Raw genomic sequence first — 25593 nt, forward strand, 5'->3', positions numbered from 1 at the left:
TTAATATTAGACTTCTTGCATAACCATATAACAAACTTTTATTGGGAATAGAAACGAAAAAACTTCCTTGACAAACTCCGCCAGCCCCTTTATCACGGCAGTGAAGCTATTGTATTTGCTTTCGCCAATCTGCAGATTAAAAGGTAAGGATTACTTAATGTATCGGCGTCTTATGTTTAATTTTTTGCAGTATATAGATACTGTATGTCTTTACAAAACTTCATCTACATCTAGATTTTTATCTAAATAAGCTGAACGCGCTTATAAAGCGTTACAAGACATCAAAAAATGCCAATACTCGACAGAGATAGTAAAAGACTAGCTAACTCGGGGATTCTTTGTCTTTTTTTCTGCTTAGTAAATTTCTTAAACATTTGCAGCGTAGGTTAGTTGCAATTAAAAGCAGCTGAATTTCCCTTGTCAAGCGTTTAAAACATAAAAAACGCCAATATTTTAAAGCGGACAATAACCACGGGGCTTCTTTTGCCTTTTTTTTCGCTTGGTAAATTTCTTAATGTTTATAGCAACATGAATTGGGCAGGAAGGTGTAATTCCAGTGCTCCTTTTTTCGTCACCCGAGCCCCTATGATGTCATTCCAGCGCCTCTATGATGTCATTCCAGTGCTTGACACTGGGATCCAGTTTTCCATATAATCTCATCGAAAATGTTGTAACCACTTTCTATGCTAGTTTGCTTGCTCACAAGCAAACTTTCCTGGATCCCAGTGTCTGGGCACTGGGATGACAGAAGAAGGAGGCGCTGCCGTCTTGGATGGAAACCAGTGTCAGCTACTTTCATGACATCATCATAAGGTAAACCAGTGTCAAGCTACTCGGATGACAGGAGAAGGGGCTACTTGCATGACGGTGTCGGTAAACTTAGAGCTATAATAACTATTTGCCTTTTTTCTGCTTAGGTTATGCAAGAAGTCTACTGTCTGAGAAAAGGTAGATAAAAGATGAAAACAGATAGAAGTATTTTAGTAGCTCAAAAAGAACGTTAAGTCATGCTTTTTATTTATATTGACAGCGTATATGACATCGTTTACGATTAAAGCTAATAACAATAATTTATATTTATCATGTTTGCAGTAATTGAGACTGGTGGAAAGCAATATTTAGTAAAAGAAGGTAGTATAATAAAGGTAGAGAAGTTAGAAGCTGAAGAAAAAAAAGAGGTGGAAATCAATAAGGTGATTTGTATTTCAAATAATGGCTTATCTTATTCATCTAATGCTACTGTTAAAGCTGAAGTGTTGGAGCAGTGCAGGGGGAAAAAAATTATAATCTTTAAGAAGAAAAGAAGAAAAAATTACCGTAGGAAAACTGGTCATAGGCAGTATATAACTGTTCTTCGTATAAATGAAATTAGTCTTCAAAAGTAAGAGGTAAGATATGGCAACTAAAAAATCAGGTGGTAGTTCATGTAATGGTAGAGATTCAGCGGGTCGTAGGTTAGGAATAAAGAAGAATGGGAAGGTTATTCCTGGTAACATAATTGTGCGCCAAAGAGGCACAAAATTCCATCCTGGAAAGAATGTTGGTATAGGTAAAGATCATACGATTTTTGCTAAAATAGAAGGCTGGGTCAGCTTTAGAAGGTCAGCAAATAAAAAGACTTTTATTGATATCGTGCCTACAGATAATATGAAAGCTTCAGCTTGAATAAATCATGGGTCTGTAGCTCAGGTGGTTAGAGCGCACGCCTGATAAGCGTGAGGTCGGAGGTTCAACTCTTCCCAGACCCACCATTTAGTAGTTACTAACTGTGTTTTCTATAGCGGTTTTGATATTGTATAAGCAAAAACATGAGTTTATATAAAAATTTAGTAACCAGTGAATCAGTGGCGGCTGGTCATCCAGATAAAGTAGCAGATCAAATTTCAGATGCAATACTTGATGAGTACCTTTTTACTGATCCTTTTGCGCGAGCTGCAATAGAGACTTTAGTCACCAAAGATAACGTTATTATAGCTGGGGAAGTGTTTGGGCCTAACATCAAAAATAGCAGGATTGAAAGTATTGTACGGAATACAATAAAAGATATTGGTTACAAGCACGATGGGTTCCACTGGAGAAAAGTGAAAGTAAATATATTGCTGCATGAGCAATCAAATGACATTGCAATAGGGTTGGATCAAGGTGCTGGAGATCAGGGCATAATGTATGGCTATGCAACAACAGAGACAGAAAACCTTATGCCGGCACCCATTTTTTATGCACACTCGATTCTGAAAAATATCATGAGCGCAGTTAAAGAAGCAAAACTTGGTCCAGATGCAAAGTCACAAATCACTTTGGCATATGAGAATAACCTCCCGGTACGTGCTGAAAGTATTATTGTCTCAATACAGCACCCTGAGGATTTGGATCAATCAAAAGTAAAAGAAATAATTTACCCTTACATAGTTTCATCTTTACCTGAAGGATGGATGTGTCCTGAGGAAAATCTCTTAGTCAATCCAACTGGTAGATTTGTTATTGGTGGACCGGTTAGTGATTGTGGATTGACCGGACGAAAAATTATGGTTGATACTTATGGAGGTTATATTCCACACGGTGGAGGAGCGTTTTCCGGAAAAGATGCAACCAAAGTTGATAGATCTGCGGCTTATATGGCAAGATATCTTGCTAAAAATATTGTCTTTGCAGGTTTGGCTGAACGTTGTCTTGTGCAGCTTTCTTATGCAATTGGTGTATCAAAACCTACTTCATTCTATATTGATACATTTGGTGCGAATAAGGTAGAGGAAAGAGTAATTAAAAAGTTTATCGAGAATAATATAGATTTATCAACAAAAGGCATAATCAAGCATTTATCGCTTAATCATCCTATATATAAACGTACAGCCTGTTATGGACATTTTGGTAAACAGTCGGAAAGGGACGGTGGATTTTCTTGGGAAAACATGGACTTATCTGCTGATCTTTGTAGAGAATTCAATATAGAAGGTAATAGTAAAATTTCTTTAGATTGCTAAAATTTTTGATTTACAGCCCCATATTTATATACTAGCTTATTGTTAAAGCATAGCACGCTTTTTCATAATAATTATACTACATTAGTAATAATTTTTATATTCAATTTTTATTGTGAGGCTTATATAGCCTTTCTTATAATAGTCCGAATGCGATAAGATATGTGTTTATGGCTATAGCAGGCCAGTAGCATATTACGGTCTGTTCGGATTATTGTAAAAAGAGCTATATTTATCAATTCAACATTAAAAGGGTGTTCTTTTATTTTATCAATAAGATCAGAAAACTCTTTTACAATTACGTTGTACAGTTCTCCTTCTATTTCGTTATACACTTTATAGCTCTTTTTACAATAATCCGAACAGACCGTAATATGCTACTGGCCTGCTATAGCCATAAACACATATCTTATCGCATTCGGACTATTATAAGAAAGGCTATATTATGTCAATAAGATCTACTTCACCAAGAATATCTGTGCAACGTAAATCTAAGCTTAAATCTTTTCCGGTTACTTTAGAAGAGGTTAAATCTTTTTTACGCATTGAGAACGACCAGGATGATAAGTTGATTTCAGATCTAATTTTTATGGCTACTGATTATGCTGAGTGGCATATGGAAAAGTCACTAGTAAAGCAAACATGGCAAGTTTCATATGAAGATTATGTACCTCGTAGGATCTATTTAAGCTATGGCCCTGTGAGTAAGATAGTATTGGCTACTGCAATGATGTCTAAAAATCAAGAGAAGAGAACACTTAAGTATTATTTTAGTGATGTAGGGGGCTACGTTGAGTTTTTCAATTGTTTGAATGCAATAAGAGTTGATGTTGTATACGAAGCTGGTTATGACAATGTTCCTGAGCAGATAAAACTAGGTATTATGCGGTATGTTTCTGCTCTTTACAAAAATCGTGAATCGGAGGTAAGTAGCCATTTATCTGAAGTGAAGAAGGTATATTCTCCATTTCGCGAACCAAAGGTTGTTTTGTAGATAAGGATGAAATATAGCTAAAGTAAATAAGACTTGCCAACGTCATACCGCGATTCATTCGCGGTATCTCTTAACATAGATCCCGCTAACAAGCAGTGGGATGACGAGTTTCTATATATCTTTCGAGGGTTAATCATGGAAAAAATTCAAGCTATAAACGAGTTGTACAATAGCGTTTATGCAGCACTAAAAGCAAATTCTGATTTAAGGAAATATGTTACTAACATTTATGACTACTTACCTAAACAGGTCACCATTCCTTACTTGAGATTGCGCGCAGTGAATTATAGCAACCTGCATATGCTGTCCAATTTTGCTACAAAGGCAAGATTTTCATGCGACATATATACTTATCATATAGACAGTATGTTTGCCATTATAAGGCATATTAACTTGATACTTAAGAGTATTAAATATTCTGATAATGAAACTATTTTGGAAAGTAATTGTGCTATGGATCAGCACGATGAAATTTTACATTCAACAATTAATTTTGATATTTTAATAAAAGGAGGTGATAATGAGCAAATTACAGCTAAAAATTAAAGATCATGACAATAATTTTATTGTGTTAAATAATATAAGAAACCTAAGGTTTACTTTGCGTAATAACAGAGAAGAGGTGAGAGATATTTCTTCTTTTGGCTGGAGAAAAGTATTGGACTCTGCTGGAAGCAGACATATTACGATAAAAATTAATGGAATTTTAGACTCTGTATTAGCTGATGAATTATTACGTAATTCTGCTATGCTGAACTCTAATAATGATTATGAAATTAGTTTTAATGCTAAAGAAAAGATAAGGCTTAGGTGTTCAGTTGAACTGTATGAGAGGTATTATGACCCCGCTGCTTTTGACAGCTTTACTGTCGTTTTAGCCAGTGCTGAAGTTGTAAACGCTTTTCATTAATGTTAATTTAATCTTTTTATATACAATAGTATAGCCTTTCTTATAATAGTCCGAATGCGATAAGATATGTGTTTATGGCTATAGCAGGCCAGTAGCACATTACGGTCTGTTCGGATTATTGTAAAAAGAGCTATAACTGGTGAGAATTTTAACTAAATTAAAAAAAATCATGAACGACAAAGACCTTTTCGAGGAAGACGGTGATAATATTGAAGAAAATAACGATGATAAAAGAGAGAAAAGTTTAGAAAATGAAAATCAGCAAAATCAAGAAGAACAACACAAAGAGGAAGATAAGCAATACATAATACAGTATATTCAAGACTATTTGAAAGTTTTTGAGGATATTCTAAATCAGATCGACGAAGGAATTGATAATTCGGATAGTTACGAAAGGACTATGCAAATAAAGCGAAGCATAGACAGGCTCATAGAGACTTTATATAGTCAGGCTGAGTCTGAAGATATTGATGCAGAATTTGAAACTACCAAACACACTCGCGATAAATCAGAATCTATGAAAAGAGTTAGAGAGAAGAGAAGAAAGCAAGTGATAGAAGAAGTATTAAGTAGCATGTTTGCCCAGCAACAAAAGGAGCTAATGAACGCTAAACACTTAAGTCATGGACATGAAACAGCAAAAGATGGGGATGTCCACGAAGCAAAGGAAAAAGTGAAGTCTTCAATCAGGGGAGTGTTGTTTTCGGTGATTGCTCATAGGATGGATCCAAGAAGGAGGGCAGGGGAAACTGCTGACGGTAACGAAAAGCAAGCTCATATATATGGCAGGGAAGCAGTTGGTGGAGCTTTAGGTGCATTGTTAAAAACGTTTTTAACAGCAGTTATTGCCGTTGTGTGTGAAATTGCTAAGCCACTTCAGAAACCGGAAACATCTTTTGCAAAACAAGTTGAAGAAAGCAGAAACGCAGATTCACAAAAGGGTCGATCTGTGTAGATTTCTCCTTGTAATAATCTTTCGATTCTACTGTCTGTTAATTCAAATTAGGGTTATAAAATTTTAGAAGCCAGCTCTTATATAACCAATTTATAGCAAGAAATTACGATACAAAAATCAGCGTCCGTTAGAAAATAAACATAACACAGGGTGATAGAGTTGCCCCTATCCATAAGCGTCAGTTAAGCTCAAAATTGTAAGCTTAAAATATGGTTGAATAATTATTAATAATAGTATATAATTATTAACGTTTTTCAGGCATTTTTGTTATGGGTGCGCCAAGTAAGCGTTTAGAATACAATTGGTGAAAATCCAACTGACCTTACCCAGAAAAAGTGGAGAGAAAGTGTGGAATGTTTTTTACAAAAAGAATGATGCATCAAATTGTTCTGGAATGCAATAGTTATAGCTCTTTTTACAATAATCCGAACAGACCGTAATATGCTACTGGCCTGCTATAGCCATAAACACATATCTTATCGCATTCGGACTATTATAAGAAAGGCTATAATAGTGACGTTGTTTGTTATAAAAAATTTCTATGTATTCAAATATTGCAGTTCTAGTGTGTTGAGCAGAGTGTTGTGAAGTATCAATAAGTATTTCTCTTTTCAATTAGCTAAAGAAGCTTTCTGCAACAGAATTGTCGTAACAACAGCCTTTATTACTCATCTATATTCTTTACAGCTAAGAGATATTGATACCCTTGCGCAGTATATAGCTCTTTTTACAATAATCCGAACAGACCGTAATATGCTACTGGCCTGCTATAGCCATAAACACATATCTTATCGCATTCGGACTATTATAAGAAAGGCTAATATTATGAACCTTGGTCACTGTGCAGCAGTAGATTTTTAACAGGTTTACGCCTATTAATGGCCATTAATAAAGAGTTCATAACCAATTGTTTATTTATTGCACTACTCATTAACTACCATACGTGAGAATTATTGCTGCCAAATATAGCCATCCCTCCTTGGTTTTGATGTAAGTAATCCCATACTTTATTTGGTTGATCAACAATAAAGTTTTGGTCTAATATATTGGGAGCTACAGCTCTATTATCTGTTTGTTGTTTTTTAATTTTAAACTTTCTTCTCAGTATAGCCCTGATGTCATTTTTCTGCATAATACTTTGCACCGTTTTCAAATTGCAACTTTTACCCAAAGCCTTCAATTCAGCATGAATTTTAGGAGCTCCATATCTACATTTAGAAACTTGATATATTTTTTGAATAGCTTCGAGTAGCTCTTTATTTGCTGATTCTCTACTGCTTATTTTTCTTGTGGTCCACTTATAGTAGCCACTAGCAGAAAATCCTACATAATTCCTGTACTTTATAGCATTTATAGCCTTTCTTATAATAGTCCGAATGCGATAAGATATGTGTTTATGGCTATAGCAGGCCAGTAGCATATTACGGTCTGTTCGGATTATTGTAAAAAGAGCTATACTATATAAAAAAATATTTTACTCTTTTTGACTGGCCAGGGCTTTTTTTTAAATGTCTCTTTCCCTTGTTACTCTTGCTTTGTAAATCAAACCTCTCTTTGTCATAAGGAGCCATGTTACCTCTACCTGGAAATGCATTTGCCGCTGACTTTTTTTCGTTATATTTCTTCATCCATTTTCCTAATACACTATCCCTTATTCCTAGATCTCTTGCTACTTTTGCAACTGGTTGACCTACCTTTCTTTGTTCATTTGCCAGCTTAACAGCTTCCAATTTGAATTCTGCCGTATATTCTCTTACCATTTCTAATCCTCCAAAATTTTATTTTACCCGAAAAAACTCCTTTCTTTCTCTCCACTTTTTCTGGGTAAGGGCACTTGGCAACAGTTGCTCTACTTTCTCCTTCATCCAATGCCTCCATTGCTTTTTTCCTTAAGTCGTAACTATACGCTGCTGGCATACAAACCCCTCTACCATAAATCCATTCTTACCTTATTGGGATTATTATGAGAAGAGCTATAACTCTATGGGAGGGAAGCAAAATCTGGGATTCGGCCTTAATGGCATTAGCGTTGCATCAGCTTCACCCTCCCTGTTAGGTATTTAGCTCTAATGCCTCACATCATAAAGATATAGCTCTTTTTACAATAATCCGAACAGACCGTAATATGCTACTGGCCTGCTATAGCCATAAACACATATCTTATCGCATTCGGACTATTATAAGAAAGGCTATATAAGTGTCAAGCTACTTGGATGACAGGGGAGGGAGGCACTGGGATGACAGGAGAAGGTAGTGGGATGACACCCTGACAACCGTCATCCCGCTGCTTGTTAGCGGGATCTAGAGATACCGCGAATGAATCGCGGCATGACGTAGGACTGCTTTCATTCCAGTGCTTGACACTGGAATCCAGCCTTTCTGCAATCTCATCGAAAACGTTGTAACCACTTTCTATGCTAGTTTGCTTGTGAGTAACCTGGATTCCAGTGTCAAGCACTGGAATGACACCGTTATAAAGGAACCAGTGTCAGCTACTTGAATGACACAGTCTTTGCTTAAACCCGTAACGTTCGTACATTTTGCTAAAAGTTCAAATATCAACATCATGCACATTAAGTGCATTGCTATTAATAAAATCACGGCGTGGTTCAACTATATCACCCATTAATATTGAAAATATGGAATCAGCTTCTTCACAATCTTTTATTTCAACCTTTAATAAAGTTCTAGCCTCAGGATTTAACGTAGTATCCCATAGCTGATCAGCATTCATTTCACCAAGACCTTTAAATCTCTGCAGAGTTAAACCTTTTTTACCATAGTCCATTATTATTTTTGCAAGCGTACTTGGAGAAGTGATTCTTATTTCAGTTTCTTGTGACTTTAAAAATGAATCACCATTAAATAAATTACTTATACCATCAAGCAAACTTAATATGTTTTGCATATCTTTGCCTTCAAGCATACTAAGTGCAAATATATATTTGTCTGCCAATCCTTGAAACAATTTAGAGATATGAATTTCTTTTTCTTCATCTTTTATTTCCACTTCCCAAGTGTATTCGCTGTACATTAACTTCAAATACTTTAATATCTCATCAGCCGATGATAGAGCATTCTTTTTACTTAAAATTAGCAATGACTCTAAGAGATTTTGTGGTATTTCTCTATCATAATTTTTGCTAATATTAGAAGTGCTAACGCATTTATTCAAAATAAGGCGCAAGTTGTTAAATTCTGTAGCTGTACCACTTAGTGTTAATCTTTTAACTGCTGAGTTTATTATATACTCTTCAAAAGTTTCGTCATCTTTAATATAAGTGTCTTTGGCATTCTTTGTAACTTTATAGAGGGGTGGCTGTGCTATGTATAAGTAACCTTTTTCAATAACTTCACGCATATGTCTAAAAAAGAAAGTTAGAATCAAAGTTCTTATATGTGAACCATCAACATCTGCATCTGTCATGATGATAATTTTATGATATCTAGCTTTTTCAATATCGAAGTGTTCACTCCCTATTCCAGCACCAATTGCAGTGATTAAAGAGCCTATTTCTGCAGATGAAAAAATACGATCTAAACTTACACGTTCTACGTTTAGAATTTTTCCTCTTAAGGCAAGCACTGCTTGTGTTTTACGATTACGCCCCTGCTTTGCAGTACCACCTGCTGAATTACCCTCTACTATAAATAATTCCGATAACTCAGGGGCTTTTTCCTGGCAATCAGCAAGCTTTCCTGGCAGAGTTGCAATATCAATATTGTTTTTGCTTTTAACTAACTCTCGTGCTTTTCTTGCAGCTTCTCTTCCTTTTGCTGACCTAATTGCTCTTTCTACTATGCTTGCTGCCAATTTGGGATCAGTTTCAAGGATTGTGCTTAATTTATCAGAAACTATACTTTCTACAACTGCACGTGTTTCAGAACTAACTAGTTTATCTTTTGTTTGTGAAGAAAACTTAGGATCAGGCATCTTAAGAGATAAAACACAAGTTAAACCTTCTCTAACGTCCTCTCCAGTTAAATTTACTTTTGCTTTCTTTAAAAACCCTTCATTAGTTGCATAGGTATTGATACATCTAGTTAGTGCAGATCTAAATCCTGCCAAATGCGTACCACCATCTCGTTGCCGTATATTATTAGTGAAACACAACATATTCTCATAGTAGGAATCATTCCATTCCATCGATATTTCCAAGCTGATGCCAAGATCTTCTGCATCTCCTTTCATACTGGCAATTTTAGTTACATGTGTCTTATTCTTATCTAAATACTGCACAAAATTTGCTGTACCAAAATTGTCTTTAGATTGATTGCTCTGATTGAAATGAGATTCTGTATATGGTTCATTGCGCAGATCACGTAAAGTAATGTCGATATTTGAATTTAAAAATGCTAATTCTCTTATACGACTTTCAAGCGTTGAGTAACTGAAATTAATGCCATTAAAAGTCTCTGTTGATGGCATGAACGTGACTTTAGTTCCTCTTTTGTTTGTATTTTCGTTGACTACCTTTAAAGGTTCAATAGACTCACCATCTTCAAAACGCATAAAGTGTTCTTTCTTATTGCGCCAAATAATTAATTCCAACCAGCTTGATAATGCATTCACAACTGAGATTCCAACACCATGTAATCCCCCAGAAACTTTATAGGTATTGCTGTCAAATTTACCACCAGCATGGAGTTGAGTCATTATTACCTCTGCTGCTGATATTCCTTCTTCTTCATGAATGTCAGTTGGAATGCCACGACCATTGTCGGTTACTGATACTGAACCATCTTTATTTATGCTAACTTCAATTTTATCACAATATCCAGCTAAAGATTCATCTATTGCGTTGTCAACAACCTCATATACCATGTGATGCAAGCCAGATCCATCGTCAGTGTCACCAATGTACATACCTGGACGTTTCCTTACAGCATCAAGACCCCTTAAGATTTTTATTGCATCGGCATTATAACTATTTTCCATTAGATTGCTTTATTTATACACGTTAATTGATGTTACATTCAGATATACTAGTTAGCAACATTTTTAAACTGATAACCCATGTTAAAAGCACAATTTTACGAATGTTTATTTTTGAAGACAGCAAATAGTGTCATTCCAATGTGTCTTCCATAACTGTACGAACATTCATTTTTGAAGGTATAGCCTTTCATAAGTAGCGATGCAACAAAGCCCACTGGAATCCAGAAATTTTGCTTATAACTGAGCTGATGAGCTAAAGGTAGTTGTCTTACGCTAAAACAAACGTTTTTAATTAAGTTGCATAGAAGCTGGATCCCAGTGTCTGGGGAGTGGGATGACACCCCACTGGTGGGAATTGCTCCCAAACTACAACGTTCGTACAGTTGTGTGTGTCTTCCCATGGAGATTGCTCTCAAATCATAATGCTCATGCAGTTGCATGCTCGACTAATTAACAGAAAAATCTATAATTCAGTTTACGTATTTTCTTATCTCAGCCAAAATCTTATCAGATTGACTTTCGTCTGAATTTAAATCAGCTGCAAAGTGTGTAACATATTTTCCTCCAGGGCCAATAAGGTACATTATTGAAGAATGGTTGATTTCTTCTTCTCCACCAACTTTGCTAGCATATACTTTATACTTTGCAATTACTTCGTCTATTTTTTCTCTTTCACCAGTTAACATTTGTATTCTGTGGTCAAATTGCTGCTGAAATTCTTTAAGTCTTTCCGTGCTATCGCGCTCAGGATCGACTGTGATGAATAATGTTTGTAGCTTGTTGTTAGTTTTCTCATCTAACTTTGCAAGTGTTTCTGAAATTATTCCAAGGTTCATAGGGCAAATTCTTTTGCATGAGGAAAACCCAAAGAAAATCATCATGTATTTATCTTTAAAATCACTACTGCGCAAGATCTGTCCGTCCTGATTAATTAAAGAAAAATCTCCGCCTATCTTAACTTCTGCGTTGTGAATCGCTGCTGGGGCAAATATGCCTTTTTTAGTGAAATAACAATAACCTAAAAAAACAACTGCTAATGCTGCTAGCACATTAGATAATAATCTTATAAACCTTACCATTAGAATGCTCTCAGTAAAATTGAATTGTATCTTTATTGGTTAACCTATTCAATATATTTATTCCAAAGTGTATTGTTAATTTTGTCTAACAGTTTCTTATGTTCATCAATTTCTTCACTATTTGGTAAATGTTCTCTGGGAGTTAGATTACGTACTTTATGCTGAACGAATGTGGAGTTACTGTCCTGATTGCATTCATTATCAAACAGAAAGGTTTGTAACCCTCCTGTAAGTTCAACATATACCTTTGCAAGCAATTGAGCATCAACTAGTGCTCCGTGCAATTCTCTATTCTCTAGCGATATATCAAAACGCTTACATAATGCATTCAAAGAAGCAGGTGATCCTGCGAATTTTTTCCTCGCAAGAGGTAATGTATCTAGCACTCTGTCTGAGGAAATTAACCCAGCATTCAGCTTGCTTAACTCCATGTTAAGGAACTTAACATCGAATTCAGCGTTGTGAATTACCAAAATATCATTAGATATAAAGTCAAGAAATTCAAGTGCAACATCTGAAAATAATGGTTTACCTTCTAAAAATTCTTCACTAATACCGTGAATCTTAAACGAGTGATAAGGTATATCTCTTTCTGGGTTAAGGTACCGATGGAATACTTTACCTGTTGGAATACGATTAATTAATTCCACACACCCTATTTCAATAATTCGATGACCAGATTCAGTGTCAAGACCTGTCGTTTCAGTGTCAAGTACTAGTTCGCGTAGCTTGCTTTCCATGGTTAACTCTAAATAAAACTAATCTTACTTGTCATTTGTCTTATCGTTACTTGTCTTTTTATAGTGAATAGAAACAAGCAACCAGCTTGGGTCTGATGAATTAACATTTTTTTTGAATTGCCATACATCCTCAACTTTATTAATAGTGGATGTACTACCTGATATTATATCTCCTTCATTGTTCTTAACGAAGTTAATTTGCTCTGAAAGGAAATATACTACAATAAACACTGCGTTTTTTACTAGCTTTATTTCTAAAATCTTTTGTGAAACGATAGAAACAATTATAGAGTCGTGTATCTCTTTACGATGTTTAATCTTCTCTACAAAGTTGTTGTATAAATCTTTATCCAAGAGAGATTTTAACTGGGACAGATTTCCTTGATTGAAATATTTTATTATTAATTCAAAAGCTATGCTTGAACCTTCTATAAAGTGGGAAATAGAAAAATCTTTGTTTTTTTTTAATATTTGTTCATAAGTAACTTTTATTGAATTTTCATCATTGCTATCAATGTAACCCTCAATGTTTTCTACTACTTCTTCTCTACTTCGGCTTACATCCAATACACTAGTTAGCTTTTTTAGGTTGAGGTTGGCTGACCTTCCTAAAGAATTATACAAACGTGAAAAAATGAACGCCGCTAATAAAGCATATATTACAAGCTCTATCATAGTAACTCAACTCCTTGGCATATAAAGTATCCGAACATTATTAATTATTAATGAAAATATGTTTTGCATATCAACTTATAATCAGGTTTGCTATTCGTTTGTAAATGAATATATTATATAAGAAAGTGTTAAATATCTCAACTTAATTAAAGGAGACGTAAGAAATGCCACAACAAAAAATGAGAATTCACGGTCAATATGTTAAAGATCTATCATTTGAGAATCCGAATTCGCCATTCCTTTCTTCTAGTAAAGCTCCAGATATTAATGTAATGGTTAATATCAATTCAGCAAAATTAGAAGGGACGAAAAACAAAGAAGAAGTGAATGAAGAAAAATCTTTCCATGAAATTACTTTGCATATAGAAGTCAAAGCAACGGTAAAAGATGAAGGCATAAAAGATGGCGTAGCTTTCATTTGTGAAACGAAATATTGTGGTATTTTTTCAATAGAAAATTTAAAAGAGTTGAGTGAGGAAGAGGTAAGACAAGCTTTGTTTATTGGCGGACCTACTTTTCTTTTTCCTTTTGCAAGAGAAATAATTGCAAGAGTTACAAGTAGTGGTGGATTTCCCCCACTGATGCTAGATCCGATAGATTTCGAAACTATGTATGAGCAGCAAGGTCAACAACAAAAAAGTAACGGCAGTAATTCCAATTTTAACTAATATAGTGTGATAGGATGAACAATTCTTTAAATGCAAAAACGACTTTAAACATTGACGGGAAGTCATACAACTATTTTAGCCTAAGTAGTGCTAGTGAATTTTTAGGGATAGATGTGACTAAATTGCCTTGCTCACTTAAGGTTCTGCTTGAAAGTTTATTGCGCAATGAAGATGGAGTAAACGTAAAGCTAGATGACATAAGAGTACTAGCAGACTGCGTTAATAAACACACTAATCACGAAATTAGCTATAAACCAGCAAGGGTGTTGATGCAAGATTTTACAGGGGTTCCTGCTGTTGTTGATCTAGCTTCAATGCGGGACTATGTTAAGAAAAATGGAGGAAACCCAAGCAATATAAATCCGTCTGTACCGGTTGATCTTGTGATTGACCATTCTGTTCAAGTAGATAGTTATGGAAGTGTTTCTGCATTCAGTAAGAATGTTGAGCTAGAAGTAAAAAGAAATTTGGAGAGATATCAATTTTTAAAGTGGGGAGAATCGTCCTTCACAAATTTTAGAGTAGTGCCGCCTGGTACAGGGATTTGCCACCAAGTGAATCTTGAATATTTAGCGCAAGTTATGTGTAATAATGATGGAGTCATATATCCTGATACTTTAGTTGGTACTGACAGCCATACTACAATGGTTAACGGATTATCAGTTCTTGGTTGGGGTGTTGGAGGCATAGAAGCTGAGTCTGTGATGCTTGGTCAACCAATTAGTATGGTGATTCCAGAAGTAGTTGGATTTAAATTAATTGGCAGATTGTCGGAAGGAGTAACTGCGACCGATTTAGTGCTGACGGTTACCAATATCATAAGAACAAAAGGCGTTGTTGGTAAGTTTGTAGAATTTTATGGTGATGGTTTAGATTATTTATCTTTGGCAGATAGAGCCACTATAGCAAACATGGCCCCGGAGTATGGCGCAACTTGTGGATTTTTTCCAATTGATCAAAAAACGCTAGATTATTTAAGCTTAACCGGAAGGCCAGAAAAGCTGATTAAGCTAGTTGAGGCTTATGCGAAAGAGCAAGGACTGTGGCGTAGTAGTGACGAGTTAGCATTTTTTGACACACTAGAGCTTGATTTATCAAGCGTGGAGCCAGTAATGGCTGGTCCCAAAAGACCACAAGATAAGGTTTTTCTTTCACAAGTGGCAGAGTCTTTTTCTAAATCATTTTTAGTTAATGAGTCAAAGGAAAGCGATAAACTCCAAGATGGAAGTGTAGTTAGTGCAGCAATAACAAGCTGCACTAATACTTCTAATCCAAGTGTGATGATTGCTGCAGGTCTTGTAGCTCGTAATGCAATTAAACTTGGATTAAAATCAAAGCCTTGGGTTAAAACTTCTCTTGCTCCAGGGTCACAAGTTGTAACAGAATATTTAGAAAAGTCTGGATTGCAGGTAGATCTAAATGCTTTGGGTTTTAATCTAGTTGGATATGGTTGCACAACTTGCATTGGGAATTCTGGTCCATTTAATAAAGATATAGAAGATGGCATTAAAAACAAAAACTTAACCGTTGCTGCAGTTTTATCTGGCAATCGTAACTTTGAAGGAAGAATTCATCCGTTAGTCAAAGCTAATTACTTGGCATCTCCGCCACTTGTTGTTGCATATGCACTTGCTGGTACTGTGCAAATTGATCTGACAAAAGATTCAATATGCAAAGATAAGAATGGAAATGATGTCTATCTCAAAGATATATGGCCAACAAACAATGAAATCGAAGATTGTGTTAAAAGTGTGGTAACACGTGAGATGTTCATACAAAAGTATAAGGATGTTTTTTCTGGTGATGAACATTGGCGAAAGATAAAGTGTGAAAAAAGTGAAATCTATAATTGGGATGCAAACAGCACTTACATACAAAATCCGCCTTATTTTGATAACTTATCACCTAAAAATAATAAAATCGATATAAAGGGTGCACAAATATTGGCAATGTTTGGCGATAGCATAACTACTGATCATATTTCCCCTGCGGGAAATATTGCCTCGAGTAGTCCTGCCGGTCTATATTTAAAAGGGCTTGGAATTGAACCACAGGATTTCAATTCATATGGGTCTCGCCGTGGTAATCACAATGTAATGATGCGTGGCACTTTTGCTAACATTAGAATAAAAAATGAAATGGTTAGCATCGAAGGTGGATATACAAAATATATTCCTTCTCAAGAAATTATGTCAATTTTTGATGCAGCAATGCGTTACAAGGAAAATAATGTACCTCTAATCATTGTTGCAGGAAAAGAATATGGCACAGGTTCAAGTAGGGATTGGGCAGCAAAGGGTACTTTATTGTTGGGGGTTAAAGTTGTCATTGCAGAAAGCTTTGAGCGTATACATAGGTCCAACTTAGTTGGTATGGGTGTTCTTCCACTTGTATTTCAAAATGGAATAACCAGAAAGATATTTGATGGTAGTAAGGTAATAAGCATAAAAGGTGAAATAGTGCCAGGTGGAAATCTAGAATGTATCATCAAAAGAAAGGATAATTCAAGGCAATTAATTCAACTCAAATGCTGTGTACAAACCGCAACTGAGACTAAATACTTGATGTGTGGTGGAGTGTTGAGCTACATACTTGCACAATCTTTTTGATTTAGTGAAGTTATTGCATGGACTTCTTTTAGCCAGCCCTGATCCCTTTGTAAATAGCAATTTGCTCTGCGCAAAGTTATGATATAATTTCACCATACATATGGTGTCGGAGTATTTTTTGGAGATAATTATATATGATAAGCTCTATACAAGAACCTAATGAACTCAGAAAACGTTTACAAGGATTTTATCGTACTGATGAAAAGAGTTATATACGTTATCTTGTAGAAAAAGCAGAGCTTTCGGCTGATTCAAAAAATAGAATTTATAATATTGCAAAACAAGTTATTGAAAAAATCAAACACAATAAATTAAGTATTGTAGATTCCTTTATGCAGCAATACTCGCTTTCCAATGATGAAGGAATAGCATTGATGTGCCTTGCTGAATCGCTACTTAGAATACCAGATGATTATACAATAGACGAGCTAATCAAAGATAAAATTGCCAATCAAGAATGGAGTAAATATTTAGGATATTCTTCTTCATTGTTCGTCAATGCTTCCACGTGGAGTTTAATGATAGGCAGCAGTATATTGAGAGATAATGAAGGCGATTCGAAGTTCTATTACGCAATTTCTAAGTTACTTAAGAATTTAGGAGAACCGATCATTCGCAAAGCAGTAAAACAAGCAATGTCTATGCTTGGTAATCATTTTGTTGTTGGAGAAACCATAGAAGAAGCTTTAAGGTACGCAAAACTAGATGACAATAGTAAGTTTTTATACTCTTTTGATATGCTTGGCGAAGCTGCTCACACAACTGAGGATGCAGAAGAGTATTTTAATTCATACATGCACTCAATAAAAGCTATAGGTGAATCCACTGAAATAAATGATTGTTTTAAATCCCATGGAATTTCAATCAAACTTTCTGCTTTACACCCACGTTATGAATTTAGTCAATTTGGCCGAATTGCTGGTGAGATATTCACTAAGGTTTTAGATCTCTGCCGCGAGGCAAAAAAATACAACATTTCACTATGCATAGACGCAGAAGAAACAGAAAGGCTTGAAATTTCCTTAATCTTGTTTGAACAATTACGGCTTGATGAATCACTTTCTGAGTGGGAAGGGCTCGGCTTGGCTGTACAAGCATATCAAAAACGTGCTTTATCTGTTCTTGACTTTGTAGAGGATGTTGCTATTCGATCAAAGCACAAAATTATGGTGAGGCTTGTAAAAGGTGCATATTGGGATTCAGAAATCAAGTGTACGCAAGAATTGGGATTAAATGATTACTCAGTATTTACAAGAAAAAGCTATACTGACGTATCTTACCTCGTGTGCGCACAGAAACTTTTGAGTAAACCAAACAGCTTTTACCCATGCTTTGGAACTCATAACGTCTATACTTTTGCTTCTATCATGGAACTTGCTGATAAAAACCACCCTGGATTTGAATTTCAACGCTTACATGGAATGGCAAAAGACTTATATGATTATGCAATGTCAGAGCTTGCAACAAATGTTAGCTGTCGTGTCTACGCACCCGTTGGGGAACATAGTGACTTGTTGCCTTATCTTATAAGACGCCTTCTTGAAGGTGGAGCTAATAGTTCGTTTGTTAATCAAATAAGTGATCCTAACGTTAAAATCGATGAGTTAATTTCAGATCCACTGGAAAAAGCTATAAATTTTAATTATGAACCTCATCCAGGCATTCCATTACCACAAGATATTTTGGGACCAGAAAGAAAAAATTCCTTGGGGATGGATATTAGTGATTCTGTGATAGTCTCACAATTTGCAGATGATATAAAGGGTTTTAGTGAAAAAAAGTGGCAAGTTGGACCAATAATTGATGGAAAAGCACTATTTGATAATGCTGAATTTATCGAAGTAGTGAATCCTGCACATTTGGAAAATGTAATTGGAGAAGTGTCAAGTGCAACAAGCAATCAAGCTTTAAACGCTCTTGAAATAGCACATAGTGCTTTTGCTAAGTGGCAGAATGTTTCAGCAGAAGAGCGCGCTAAATGCCTTGAAAAAGCTGCAGATTTGCTTGAGGAAAGGATGAAAGAGTTAATTTACATTCTGATTGTGGAAGCAGGAAAAATTTTATCCGATGCAATAGCAGAAGTAAGAGAGGCAATCGACTTTCTGCGTTATTATGCAATGATAGCAAAAAATGAACTGAGCGACTGGAAAAAATTGCCGGGCCCAACAGGTGAAGATAACTTCATCTTTTTTGAAGGCAGAGGAGTTTTCTTATGCATATCACCGTGGAATTTTCCGCTCGCTATCTTCATTGGGCAGGTCTCAGCTGCACTTGCAGCAGGTAATGCAGTGCTGGCAAAACCGGCAGAGCAAACGCCGATTATTGCCTACGAAGCTGTTAAGATACTACATGAAGCTGGGATACCAAAGAATGTGTTACACCTCATTCCTGGGGATGGTGGATATTTAGGCAAAATATTAGTTCCAGACAATAGAATTGCCGGAGTAGCTTTTACTGGCTCAACACAAACTGCTCAAATAATCAATAAAATGCTTGCAAATAGGGATGGTCCTATTGTGCCACTTATTGCTGAAACAGGAGGGCTCAATGCTATGATAGTTGATAGCTCTGCTCTTTTAGAGCAAGTGGCTATGGATGCTTTGCTTTCTGCGTTTCGTAGCAGTGGTCAACGCTGTTCTGCACTTAGAGTGCTGTTTATTCAAGAGGACATAGCAGAGAAGCAGATAAAAATGATATGCGGTGCAGCGCAAGAACTCAAGATTGGTGACCCAATACAACTTAGTACTGATATTGGTCCAATAATTGACAAAGCATCTATCGATATGCTAACTCAACATACGCAAAAAATGTCAGAGGACGAAGATTCAAATCTGTTATTTAAAGTACCCATGGATACAAATTCTCATAATGGTTATTTCTTTCCTCCATATATTTATGAAATACAAAAAATTTCGCAATTAAAGCAAGAAGTATTTGGTCCTATTTTACATATCATACGTTTTAACAAGTCACAATTAAATGAAGTTATAAGTGATATAAATAGTACTGGATATGGACTCACGTTTTCTTTGCAGAGTCGTATACAAAGTCAAATTGATACTATAAGTAAAAAAATATCAGTTGGAAATGTCTACATCAACCGTAACCAGATAGGTGCAGCAGTTGGGATACAACCATTTGGTGGTAGAGGACTATCTGGCACTGGGCCAAAAGCTGGTGGTCCTCATTATTTACAGCGTTTTTCTACAGAAAAAGTTGTAAGTGTTAACACTACAGCATTTGGTGGTAACACTACACTTATGTGTTTGGATTAATTTGCAGGCCCTAATTTTTCTTACCCCTAAACTAGACGTTCGTGCAGTTATGTACACAGCGCTAAAATCCGAAAAGGACCAGCTCATGCACTGAAATAAATCGTATCCATTCAGCCAATGACGTCAACTTAAGAACTTTCATTAGCAAACTCTCCTAAAGACATGATGGCGTTTAGGCTTATCTACTTTATTGCGGCTGTCCCGGTCGGATTTTAACTTTATAGCTCTTTTTACAATAATCCGAACAGACCGTAATATGCTACTGGCCTGCTATAGCCATAAACACATATCTTATCGCATTCGGACTATTATAAGAAAGGCTATACTTAAAAAGGGCTTGAAAGTTTTTTGGCGCAATAAGTACCTGATAGAGTTTCTGTCTCATTATAGCTCTTTTTACAATAATCCGAACAGACCGTAATATGCTACTGGCCTGCTATAGCCATAAACACATATCTTATCGCATTCGGACTATTATAAGAAAGGCTATACACTAAATAAAACTGAAAAATTTAAACGATACTCAGTAATTTGATCTGGGTTCCAAGGCCCTTGTGCATCACATATATGAAGCGATAATATATTGCACATGACCAAGTTTGCCCAAAATTCTTGTAATACAGGCTCTCCAGAAAAATTCTCTAACTCTGCTCCTACTTTGAGTCGTTTCCTCTATGTGCCACCTTAACACATAAGCTTTGCTCCAAAGTCTCGGTCAAAAACTCTGTTTCTCAGTTGGCTAATGTCAGCACTATAACTCTTACTTTCTGTCCTTTCATTTTATTTTTTAGCTTTTCATTTTCTAATATAAAATCAAAATCTAATTCTAATTCGCCAGCGTTCCCATAGCTTACTATAATTTCTTTTTTGCAAGCAAAAAATAAAATCTACTTCCAAATCATAATGCTGCTGAATGAATTTTACTGAAGACAATCATAGATAAATAATAATTTCTCTTGATTTAATAAACGCATTTGAGTGATATAGCTCTTTTTACAATAATCCGAACAGACCGTAATATGCTACTGGCCTGCTATAGCCATAAACACATATCTTATCGCATTCGGACTATCATAAGAAAGGCTATAATTTGTAAGATAAGATCTTTTCCTTTTTGCATGCCTCACCTAAAAAAGACACATTTTAAACTTTTTTGTTGCAATAAAATAGAAACAAAAGTGCTGTCCCTTGCACTCTTTGGATAATTTAATGATAAAAAATTTAGAGAGAAATTTTATACACAATCTCTGACATTTTTCCTTAAGTTGACGCCATTGTGTGAACGGTTACGGTTTTCCGTCTTCACCATGCTATATATAGCTCTTTTTACAATAATCCGAACAGACCGTAATATGCTACTGGCCTGCTATAGCCATAAACACATATCTTATCGCATTCGGACTATTATAAGAAAGGCTATAGAAAAAAGTCTGGATTCCAATTTGTATGACAATATGGAGTATCTGCTTCTTTCATCCCAGTGGGATCTTTTATTCCATTTTATCAACAGTTTGTTTTGCAGTATCAAACAATTTTAATCCTATAATCCCGAATGTAACTAAAATAAAGCATATTACTTCGAATAAATTAACTGGTTCATCAAATAGGTAAACTCCAAGTATCGAAGCTCCTATAGCGCCCACTCCAGTCCAAATTGCATAGCATACTCCGATAGGTATAGAACGTGTAGCGAGCGAAAGTAAATATGTACTAAGAGCCATGGAGAGTATGCTAATTATTGATGGTACGAGATGAGTAAATCCATAACTATGCTTAAGTGTTATGACCCAGAACACTTCAATTAGTGACGATAAGAGTAAATATATCCAATTATACATAAATTTTTAGGTTTAAATAGAGAGCTTTAGCCCTATGCTTCCTATTACAATTAAAACGATACATAAAACTTGAGATAAATTAATATTCTCTGTGAAAGTGGTTGCACCAATTATAGTTATTCCAATTGTGCATATTCCAGAGGAAACTGCATAGCATACCCTAATAGGTAGAAAGCATGCTGCAAGAGATAAAAAGTAAATGCTAATGATCATAATTACCAATGTTGCAATCGAAGGCACAACTTTAGTAAAACTGTTACTAAACTTTAGCGTTACAGCCCACAGTATCTCTAGGATACTAGACAGCAACAAATACAACCAGCACATTTTCGTAACATTTCAATCTTGTATTGTAACAGAAATTGTTAGTTAAAACTACACTAAAGTGCAATAGATCTCTCTTTCGGAATTGCTTTAATATCAAACTTAAAACAACATCCTAAAAAACTTTTCTACGAAATTCAATTCCTGCACGTCATTTGCTGCATAAAGTGGTGTAGTTTGTTGCTCAATACCTGGTATTTCTACAAAAACTTTGCCCACTTCTTGACCTTTTTTAATGGGTGCAGGTATCATATCTTTATATTCAATACGCACCTTAATTTGGTCATGCAATTTGCGGTTGTAAGTTATGGTAACATCGTTTGCAACTGTAATAGGCACTTTTCTATCTTTTCCATAGAGAACATTTACTTCCTCAACTACGCTGTCTTTAACGAATATTTTCTTAGTGTTAAAATGATTTAAGGAGTATTGTATCAATCTTTTTGCTTCTTCTATTCGCTCTTTCTCAGTGTTTAAACCATTTACGACAGCAAAAATTCTCCTATCATTTCGTTTTGCAGATGCTACAATGCCGTAACCACCAGCATTTGTATAACCGGTTTTTAAGCCATCAACCCCAATATCGTGAAAAAGTAGAAGATTTTTATTCTTTTGTACAATTTCATTATATGTCAAATATTGTTCGGAAAATAAATCATAATATTCAGGAAAATCGCTGAAAATCCTTTTTGCCAGCATTACCAAGTCTTTTGCGTTCATAAAATGATCTTCATCTGGCCACCCGCTTGAGTTGACAAAATGACTGTCATTCAGATTCAAATTTTGTGCAACTTCATTCATTTCAGCCACAAAATTCTCTTCTGATCCTGCAATGCCCTCGGCTAGTGTTATGCAGGCATCATTGCCTGAGACTATTGTAATTCCTTCAAGTAATTCCCTCACCGTAACGGATTGACCTTCTTTCAAAAACATAGAAGAGCCTCTCCTTTCCCACGCTTTTCTACTTACTCGAAATTTATCCTCCATGTGTATTATTCCAGCTTTTAGATAATCGAAGGCTATATATAAAGTCATTAGCTTGCTCATTGAAGATGGGGCCATTTTTTCATCAGAATTATGGTCAAAAATGAATGAGTCTGAAGCTAAATCTAAGACTACTGCTTGCTTTGCTTTGGTTCTAAACTGGTATGAGTATGAAGAAAAAGGAAGTATAAAAACTAATAGCAAAATTACCAATCTGCTTAACATATCTATAATTTTAAATTTATAGTGCACTAATTAATAGTATAATTTTACAGGGGCATTTCAATAGATCTCTTGCATAAAAATTCCTTGACAAACCTCGCCAGCCCCCTTATCATGAAACTGAAGCTATTTATTTATCTTCTCTGTACAGATTAAATGACAAAAAAACTCACGTATCTGGCCTCTCATGTTTAATTTTTTGCACTATGTGCACCTTATGTCTTTATAAAACTTCTAGGTTTTTACCTAATATAAGCTAAAATGCGCTATTTAAAACATAAAAAAACGCCAACTTAAAAAATGGATAGTGAATAACTAGCTACCCTAGGGTTTCTTTTGCCTTTTTTTCGTTTGGTAAATTTCTTAATATTTGTAGCTAAACGACAACCGTCATCCCGCTGCTTGTTAGCGGAATCTATGTTAAGGTATGACGGTCCGCTACTTGTTAGCGCCGCGGCGGTATGACGGTTAAGTATCCCGCTACTTGGATGACAGCAGATCACCTCTTCACAAAAATTTTATCAGTAATACGCATATCAATGATACTCCAATCGCTGAAAGTAAAATCAGTTGTATTTTGCAAGTGGTTTAAATAGTCCCATGCACTATAAGGATTATCTTCAGGCAGTTTCACTGTGGAACCGTTATCAAATATGATATTCCATCTTCTATTCCCTATATAAGCAAAAGAGGAAATGTGGTCACTTAATTGAGTTTTACTCTCTAACACATCTTTAACAAATTCTAGGTTTGATAACGAGTTTTGTCCTGTAATTACAACAAGATCATCTACTGGATAGTCATCTACGATCACTTTGCCTTCGAAATCAATTACCGAGGTCTTGTTATTGTCTTTCCAGAGAGCAAACGGTTTATGTTCATCTATATTAATGTGTAGGGTATTAGGTAAAATTCTGTGAACTCTTACGTATTTTATCCATCTGCTTACGGATTGTATATTACCGGCAAGTTTTGAAAGTGATATATACAGGATAGGTTGCGTTCTATCTGTCAAACTTAGAATATCCTTTTTGTTTGTAAATTTATTGCCGCTCACAACTACTTCGTCGATTGAAAATCCACTACTGAGTAATAAACTGGATAGGCAGTCATTATACCAAGTAAAGTAGTAATTAAATCGATTTATTATTTTATCAAGTGAGCTGTAGAGTATTAGCGTAAGAAAAAGTGCTGTGATAATAACCAAGGCACACTTGCGCAAAAAACTCCTTTGGCTTCTAGTAACATTGCTCAACATGACTTAAATCCCTAATATTTTTGTGCTGCTTCAATAATAATTTTAACTAATTCATTAAAATTGATTCCTTTTGCCAATTTTGCAATTTCTGGCACTAATGATAACTCAGTAAAGCCAGGATGTGTATTAATCTCAAGCATTTTTAAAGTGTTATTTTTGGGATTATAACGGAAATCTGAGCGGGAAATAGTTTTGCATCCTAAAAATTGATGAATTTTCAGTGCATGTTCCAAGGTCATTTTATATATATTGTCAGGAATTTCAGCAGGAAATATATGTTCTGCAAATCCATCTGTATACTTTGCTTCATAATCATAGAATTTATTTTTTGGTCGTATTTCTATAGTGCCAATTGCTTCATTTAGCAATACAGCAGTATGTAACTCTACACCTGGAATGTATTCTTCTATAATCCTCTTTTCCATTATAGTAGAACTGTTATCTTTCAGTTCTAAGTAATCCTCGTGCGAGAAAATTATGTGCACTCCAATACTTGAACCTTCGTTAATTGGTTTTAAGACGTACGGATAATCGATTTTAATATTATTTTTTAGTACATCTTCTCGGCTAATTACATAACCTTTTGGAGTGTCGATACTAAGGGATCGAAATATATGCTTTGACATCACTTTATTCATAGCAACAGCAGAAGCCATAACTCCTGAGTGTGTATATTTTATACCTAAAATCTCCAGTAAACCTTGAATGCAGCCATCTTCACCATAAGGTCCATGCAGAGCGATAAAAGCAAGGTGGGGATTAATTTTTTTAAGCTTTTCAGCAATGTTGCTGTCAACATCTATTTCTATTGCATTATATGAAAGGCTATCAAGCGCCTTTTTTAATGCTTTTCCACTCATAAGCGATACTTCTCTCTCACAAGAAAACCCACCACTTAAAATTGCTATAGTTGGAATCATGGGCATTCTATGTTTTACTATATAGCATATATAAAAGATGCTCTTATCTTCAATAGAAAAAACGCTTTGAAAAATTCTATAGCTCTATCCTATGCACAACTGTACAGACATTGCAATTTGCAGGTGGTGTCATTCCAGTCTGAAATCCAGCTTTTTCATAATCATCAAAACGTTGTATTTTAACATAAAACGGCTACTTTTATACTTAATAAAATTCCTGGATCC

Annotated in this window: 25 protein-coding genes, 1 tRNA gene and 4 pseudogenes; 14 read left to right on the plus strand and 16 right to left on the minus strand. The window is 35.3% G+C overall.

Going from position 1 to position 25593, the window contains the following annotated elements; all coding sequences use genetic code 11:
* Positions 1–613: 613 nt before the first annotated feature.
* Positions 614–799: a hypothetical protein gene (locus OPR46_RS06870; RefSeq protein ID WP_265043842.1), complete on the minus strand. Its 186-nt coding sequence runs from the start codon at positions 797–799 to the stop codon at positions 614–616.
* 283 nt (positions 800–1082) lie between these two features.
* Here OPR46_RS06870 and rplU point away from each other — a divergent pair, with 283 nt between their 5' ends.
* From rplU to OPR46_RS02455, 9 genes are all read left to right on the plus strand, one after another.
* Positions 1083–1385: a 50S ribosomal protein L21 gene (gene rplU, locus OPR46_RS02415; protein WP_265043843.1), complete on the plus strand. Its 303-nt coding sequence runs from the start codon at positions 1083–1085 to the stop codon at positions 1383–1385.
* A 10-nt stretch (positions 1386–1395) separates the two neighbouring features.
* Entirely contained in the window at positions 1396–1665 is a 270-nt protein-coding gene (gene rpmA, locus OPR46_RS02420; RefSeq protein WP_006279564.1) for a 50S ribosomal protein L27, read from the plus strand.
* 9 nt (positions 1666–1674) lie between these two features.
* A tRNA-Ile gene (locus OPR46_RS02425) sits at positions 1675–1751 on the plus strand.
* 57 nt (positions 1752–1808) lie between these two features.
* Positions 1809–2981, plus strand: a complete 1173-nt coding sequence (metK, locus tag OPR46_RS02430; protein ID WP_151807781.1) for a methionine adenosyltransferase — start codon at positions 1809–1811, stop codon at positions 2979–2981.
* A gap of 251 nt (positions 2982–3232) precedes the next feature.
* Positions 3233–3433: a hypothetical protein gene (locus tag OPR46_RS02435; protein WP_265043844.1), complete on the plus strand. Its 201-nt coding sequence runs from the start codon at positions 3233–3235 to the stop codon at positions 3431–3433.
* On the plus strand, positions 3424–3972 hold the full coding sequence (locus tag OPR46_RS02440) for a head-tail connector protein (RefSeq protein ID WP_265043845.1): 549 nt from the start codon (positions 3424–3426) through the stop codon (positions 3970–3972). Before OPR46_RS02435 ends, OPR46_RS02440 begins: the two co-directional genes overlap by 10 nt.
* Before the next feature lie 135 nt (positions 3973–4107).
* Positions 4108–4518 carry a tail completion protein gp17 gene (gene gp17, locus OPR46_RS02445; protein ID WP_265043846.1) on the plus strand — a complete coding sequence of 137 codons (411 nt, stop codon included), beginning with the start codon at positions 4108–4110 and terminating at the stop codon, positions 4516–4518.
* Entirely contained in the window at positions 4493–4882 is a 390-nt protein-coding gene (locus OPR46_RS02450; RefSeq protein ID WP_265043847.1) for a phage tail protein, read from the plus strand. The genes gp17 and OPR46_RS02450 overlap by 26 nt, the downstream gene beginning before the upstream one ends.
* Positions 4883–5051: 169 nt before the next feature.
* Positions 5052–5837 (plus strand): hypothetical protein, encoded by a 786-nt coding sequence (locus OPR46_RS02455; RefSeq protein WP_265043849.1) that lies wholly within the window; start codon positions 5052–5054, stop codon positions 5835–5837.
* A 444-nt stretch (positions 5838–6281) separates the two neighbouring features.
* Here OPR46_RS02455 and OPR46_RS06955 read toward each other — a convergent pair.
* The 9 genes and pseudogenes from OPR46_RS06955 to OPR46_RS02505 form a co-directional block, all read right to left on the minus strand.
* Positions 6282–6560: pseudogene (locus tag OPR46_RS06955) on the minus strand (IS3 family transposase); the annotation flags it as partial.
* A gap of 103 nt (positions 6561–6663) precedes the next feature.
* Positions 6664–7597: pseudogene (locus OPR46_RS06960) on the minus strand (IS3 family transposase); the annotation flags it as partial.
* Positions 7554–7754, minus strand: coding sequence for a hypothetical protein (locus tag OPR46_RS02475; RefSeq protein ID WP_265043852.1), 201 nt, complete (start codon positions 7752–7754; stop codon positions 7554–7556). The gene OPR46_RS02475 and the pseudogene OPR46_RS06960, both read right to left, overlap by 44 nt.
* A 283-nt stretch (positions 7755–8037) precedes the next feature.
* Positions 8038–8295 carry a hypothetical protein gene (locus OPR46_RS02480; RefSeq protein ID WP_265043853.1) on the minus strand — a complete coding sequence of 86 codons (258 nt, stop codon included), beginning with the start codon at positions 8293–8295 and terminating at the stop codon, positions 8038–8040.
* Between the two features lie 93 nt (positions 8296–8388).
* The gene (gene gyrB / locus OPR46_RS02485; protein ID WP_265043854.1) at positions 8389–10776 is read right to left on the minus strand and encodes a DNA topoisomerase (ATP-hydrolyzing) subunit B; all 2388 of its coding nucleotides are present in this window, start codon (positions 10774–10776) and stop codon (positions 8389–8391) included.
* Between the two features lie 95 nt (positions 10777–10871).
* A complete protein-coding gene (locus tag OPR46_RS02490) occupies positions 10872–11216 on the minus strand; it encodes a hypothetical protein (protein ID WP_265043855.1) in 345 nt (114 codons plus the stop codon).
* Positions 11217–11246: 30 nt separating this feature from the next.
* Positions 11247–11855 carry an SCO family protein gene (locus OPR46_RS02495; RefSeq protein WP_265043856.1) on the minus strand — a complete coding sequence of 203 codons (609 nt, stop codon included), beginning with the start codon at positions 11853–11855 and terminating at the stop codon, positions 11247–11249.
* A gap of 44 nt (positions 11856–11899) precedes the next feature.
* On the minus strand, positions 11900–12595 hold the full coding sequence (gene dnaQ / locus OPR46_RS02500) for a DNA polymerase III subunit epsilon (RefSeq protein ID WP_265043858.1): 696 nt from the start codon (positions 12593–12595) through the stop codon (positions 11900–11902).
* 24 nt (positions 12596–12619) lie between these two features.
* The gene (locus tag OPR46_RS02505; protein WP_265043859.1) at positions 12620–13270 is read right to left on the minus strand and encodes a Tim44/TimA family putative adaptor protein; all 651 of its coding nucleotides are present in this window, start codon (positions 13268–13270) and stop codon (positions 12620–12622) included.
* A gap of 164 nt (positions 13271–13434) precedes the next feature.
* On the opposite strand from OPR46_RS02505, the gene secB reads away from it, so the two are divergent.
* From secB to putA, 3 genes are all read left to right on the plus strand, one after another.
* Positions 13435–13938: a protein-export chaperone SecB gene (secB, locus tag OPR46_RS02510; protein WP_006279761.1), complete on the plus strand. Its 504-nt coding sequence runs from the start codon at positions 13435–13437 to the stop codon at positions 13936–13938.
* Between the two features lie 14 nt (positions 13939–13952).
* Positions 13953–16547: an aconitate hydratase AcnA gene (acnA, locus tag OPR46_RS02515; protein WP_265043860.1), complete on the plus strand. Its 2595-nt coding sequence runs from the start codon at positions 13953–13955 to the stop codon at positions 16545–16547.
* A 134-nt stretch (positions 16548–16681) separates the two neighbouring features.
* Complete coding sequence (putA, locus tag OPR46_RS02520) at positions 16682–19822, plus strand: bifunctional proline dehydrogenase/L-glutamate gamma-semialdehyde dehydrogenase PutA (protein WP_265043861.1); 3141 nt, start codon at positions 16682–16684, stop codon at positions 19820–19822.
* A gap of 141 nt (positions 19823–19963) precedes the next feature.
* Here putA and OPR46_RS06655 read toward each other — a convergent pair.
* Positions 19964–20805, minus strand: a pseudogene (locus tag OPR46_RS06655) (transposase); the annotation flags it as partial.
* Between OPR46_RS06655 and OPR46_RS02535 the strand changes: the two are divergent.
* Both OPR46_RS02535 and OPR46_RS02540 read left to right on the plus strand, forming a co-directional pair.
* Entirely contained in the window at positions 20797–21027 is a 231-nt protein-coding gene (locus tag OPR46_RS02535) for a hypothetical protein (RefSeq protein ID WP_265043862.1), read from the plus strand. The pseudogene OPR46_RS06655 and the gene OPR46_RS02535 sit on opposite strands and share 9 nt — an antisense overlap.
* Before the next feature lie 102 nt (positions 21028–21129).
* Positions 21130–21360: a hypothetical protein gene (locus OPR46_RS02540; RefSeq protein ID WP_265043863.1), complete on the plus strand. Its 231-nt coding sequence runs from the start codon at positions 21130–21132 to the stop codon at positions 21358–21360.
* Here the strand turns inward: OPR46_RS02540 and OPR46_RS02545 are convergent.
* The 5 genes and pseudogenes from OPR46_RS02545 to OPR46_RS02565 form a co-directional block, all read right to left on the minus strand.
* Entirely contained in the window at positions 21313–21660 is a 348-nt protein-coding gene (locus OPR46_RS02545; protein WP_265043864.1) for a DMT family transporter, read from the minus strand. The two genes, OPR46_RS02540 and OPR46_RS02545, sit on opposite strands and share 48 nt — an antisense overlap.
* 12 nt (positions 21661–21672) lie before the next feature.
* Entirely contained in the window at positions 21673–21987 is a 315-nt protein-coding gene (locus OPR46_RS02550; protein ID WP_010082606.1) for a DMT family transporter, read from the minus strand.
* 99 nt (positions 21988–22086) lie between these two features.
* Positions 22087–23193 carry a D-alanyl-D-alanine carboxypeptidase family protein gene (locus OPR46_RS02555; protein ID WP_265043865.1) on the minus strand — a complete coding sequence of 369 codons (1107 nt, stop codon included), beginning with the start codon at positions 23191–23193 and terminating at the stop codon, positions 22087–22089.
* 496 nt (positions 23194–23689) lie between these two features.
* Complete coding sequence (locus OPR46_RS02560) at positions 23690–24448, minus strand: cell division protein FtsQ/DivIB (protein ID WP_264339297.1); 759 nt, start codon at positions 24446–24448, stop codon at positions 23690–23692.
* Positions 24429–25374, minus strand: a pseudogene (locus OPR46_RS02565) (D-alanine--D-alanine ligase). Before OPR46_RS02565 ends, OPR46_RS02560 begins: the two are co-directional and overlap by 20 nt.
* Positions 25375–25593 lie beyond the last annotated feature (219 nt).

The organism is Wolbachia endosymbiont (group A) of Scambus nigricans, from assembly GCF_947251485.1.
Taxonomy (GTDB): Bacteria; Pseudomonadota; Alphaproteobacteria; order Rickettsiales; family Anaplasmataceae; genus Wolbachia; species Wolbachia pipientis.

What these genes read in the sequence shown, in the direction of transcription:
- OPR46_RS06870 (WP_265043842.1), bottom strand. Translation starts at nt 799, where the DNA reads ATGAAAGTAGCTGACACTGGTTTCCATCCAAGACGGCAGCGCCTCCTT.
- rplU (WP_265043843.1), top strand. Translation starts at nt 1,083, where the DNA reads ATGTTTGCAGTAATTGAGACTGGTGGAAAGCAATATTTAGTAAAAGAA.
- rpmA (WP_006279564.1), top strand. Translation starts at nt 1,396, where the DNA reads ATGGCAACTAAAAAATCAGGTGGTAGTTCATGTAATGGTAGAGATTCA.
- metK (WP_151807781.1), top strand. Translation starts at nt 1,809, where the DNA reads ATGAGTTTATATAAAAATTTAGTAACCAGTGAATCAGTGGCGGCTGGT.
- OPR46_RS02440 (WP_265043845.1), top strand. Translation starts at nt 3,424, where the DNA reads ATGTCAATAAGATCTACTTCACCAAGAATATCTGTGCAACGTAAATCT.
- gp17 (WP_265043846.1), top strand. Translation starts at nt 4,108, where the DNA reads ATGGAAAAAATTCAAGCTATAAACGAGTTGTACAATAGCGTTTATGCA.
- OPR46_RS02450 (WP_265043847.1), top strand. Translation starts at nt 4,493, where the DNA reads ATGAGCAAATTACAGCTAAAAATTAAAGATCATGACAATAATTTTATT.
- OPR46_RS02455 (WP_265043849.1), top strand. Translation starts at nt 5,052, where the DNA reads ATGAACGACAAAGACCTTTTCGAGGAAGACGGTGATAATATTGAAGAA.
- OPR46_RS02475 (WP_265043852.1), bottom strand. Translation starts at nt 7,754, where the DNA reads ATGCCAGCAGCGTATAGTTACGACTTAAGGAAAAAAGCAATGGAGGCA.
- gyrB (WP_265043854.1), bottom strand. Translation starts at nt 10,776, where the DNA reads ATGGAAAATAGTTATAATGCCGATGCAATAAAAATCTTAAGGGGTCTT.
- OPR46_RS02490 (WP_265043855.1), bottom strand. Translation starts at nt 11,216, where the DNA reads ATGCAACTGCATGAGCATTATGATTTGAGAGCAATCTCCATGGGAAGA.
- OPR46_RS02495 (WP_265043856.1), bottom strand. Translation starts at nt 11,855, where the DNA reads ATGGTAAGGTTTATAAGATTATTATCTAATGTGCTAGCAGCATTAGCA.
- dnaQ (WP_265043858.1), bottom strand. Translation starts at nt 12,595, where the DNA reads ATGGAAAGCAAGCTACGCGAACTAGTACTTGACACTGAAACGACAGGT.
- OPR46_RS02505 (WP_265043859.1), bottom strand. Translation starts at nt 13,270, where the DNA reads ATGATAGAGCTTGTAATATATGCTTTATTAGCGGCGTTCATTTTTTCA.
- secB (WP_006279761.1), top strand. Translation starts at nt 13,435, where the DNA reads ATGCCACAACAAAAAATGAGAATTCACGGTCAATATGTTAAAGATCTA.
- acnA (WP_265043860.1), top strand. Translation starts at nt 13,953, where the DNA reads ATGAACAATTCTTTAAATGCAAAAACGACTTTAAACATTGACGGGAAG.
- putA (WP_265043861.1), top strand. Translation starts at nt 16,682, where the DNA reads ATGATAAGCTCTATACAAGAACCTAATGAACTCAGAAAACGTTTACAA.
- OPR46_RS02540 (WP_265043863.1), top strand. Translation starts at nt 21,130, where the DNA reads ATGCTATATATAGCTCTTTTTACAATAATCCGAACAGACCGTAATATG.
- OPR46_RS02545 (WP_265043864.1), bottom strand. Translation starts at nt 21,660, where the DNA reads ATGTATAATTGGATATATTTACTCTTATCGTCACTAATTGAAGTGTTC.
- OPR46_RS02550 (WP_010082606.1), bottom strand. Translation starts at nt 21,987, where the DNA reads ATGTGCTGGTTGTATTTGTTGCTGTCTAGTATCCTAGAGATACTGTGG.
- OPR46_RS02555 (WP_265043865.1), bottom strand. Translation starts at nt 23,193, where the DNA reads ATGTTAAGCAGATTGGTAATTTTGCTATTAGTTTTTATACTTCCTTTT.
- OPR46_RS02560 (WP_264339297.1), bottom strand. Translation starts at nt 24,448, where the DNA reads ATGTTGAGCAATGTTACTAGAAGCCAAAGGAGTTTTTTGCGCAAGTGT.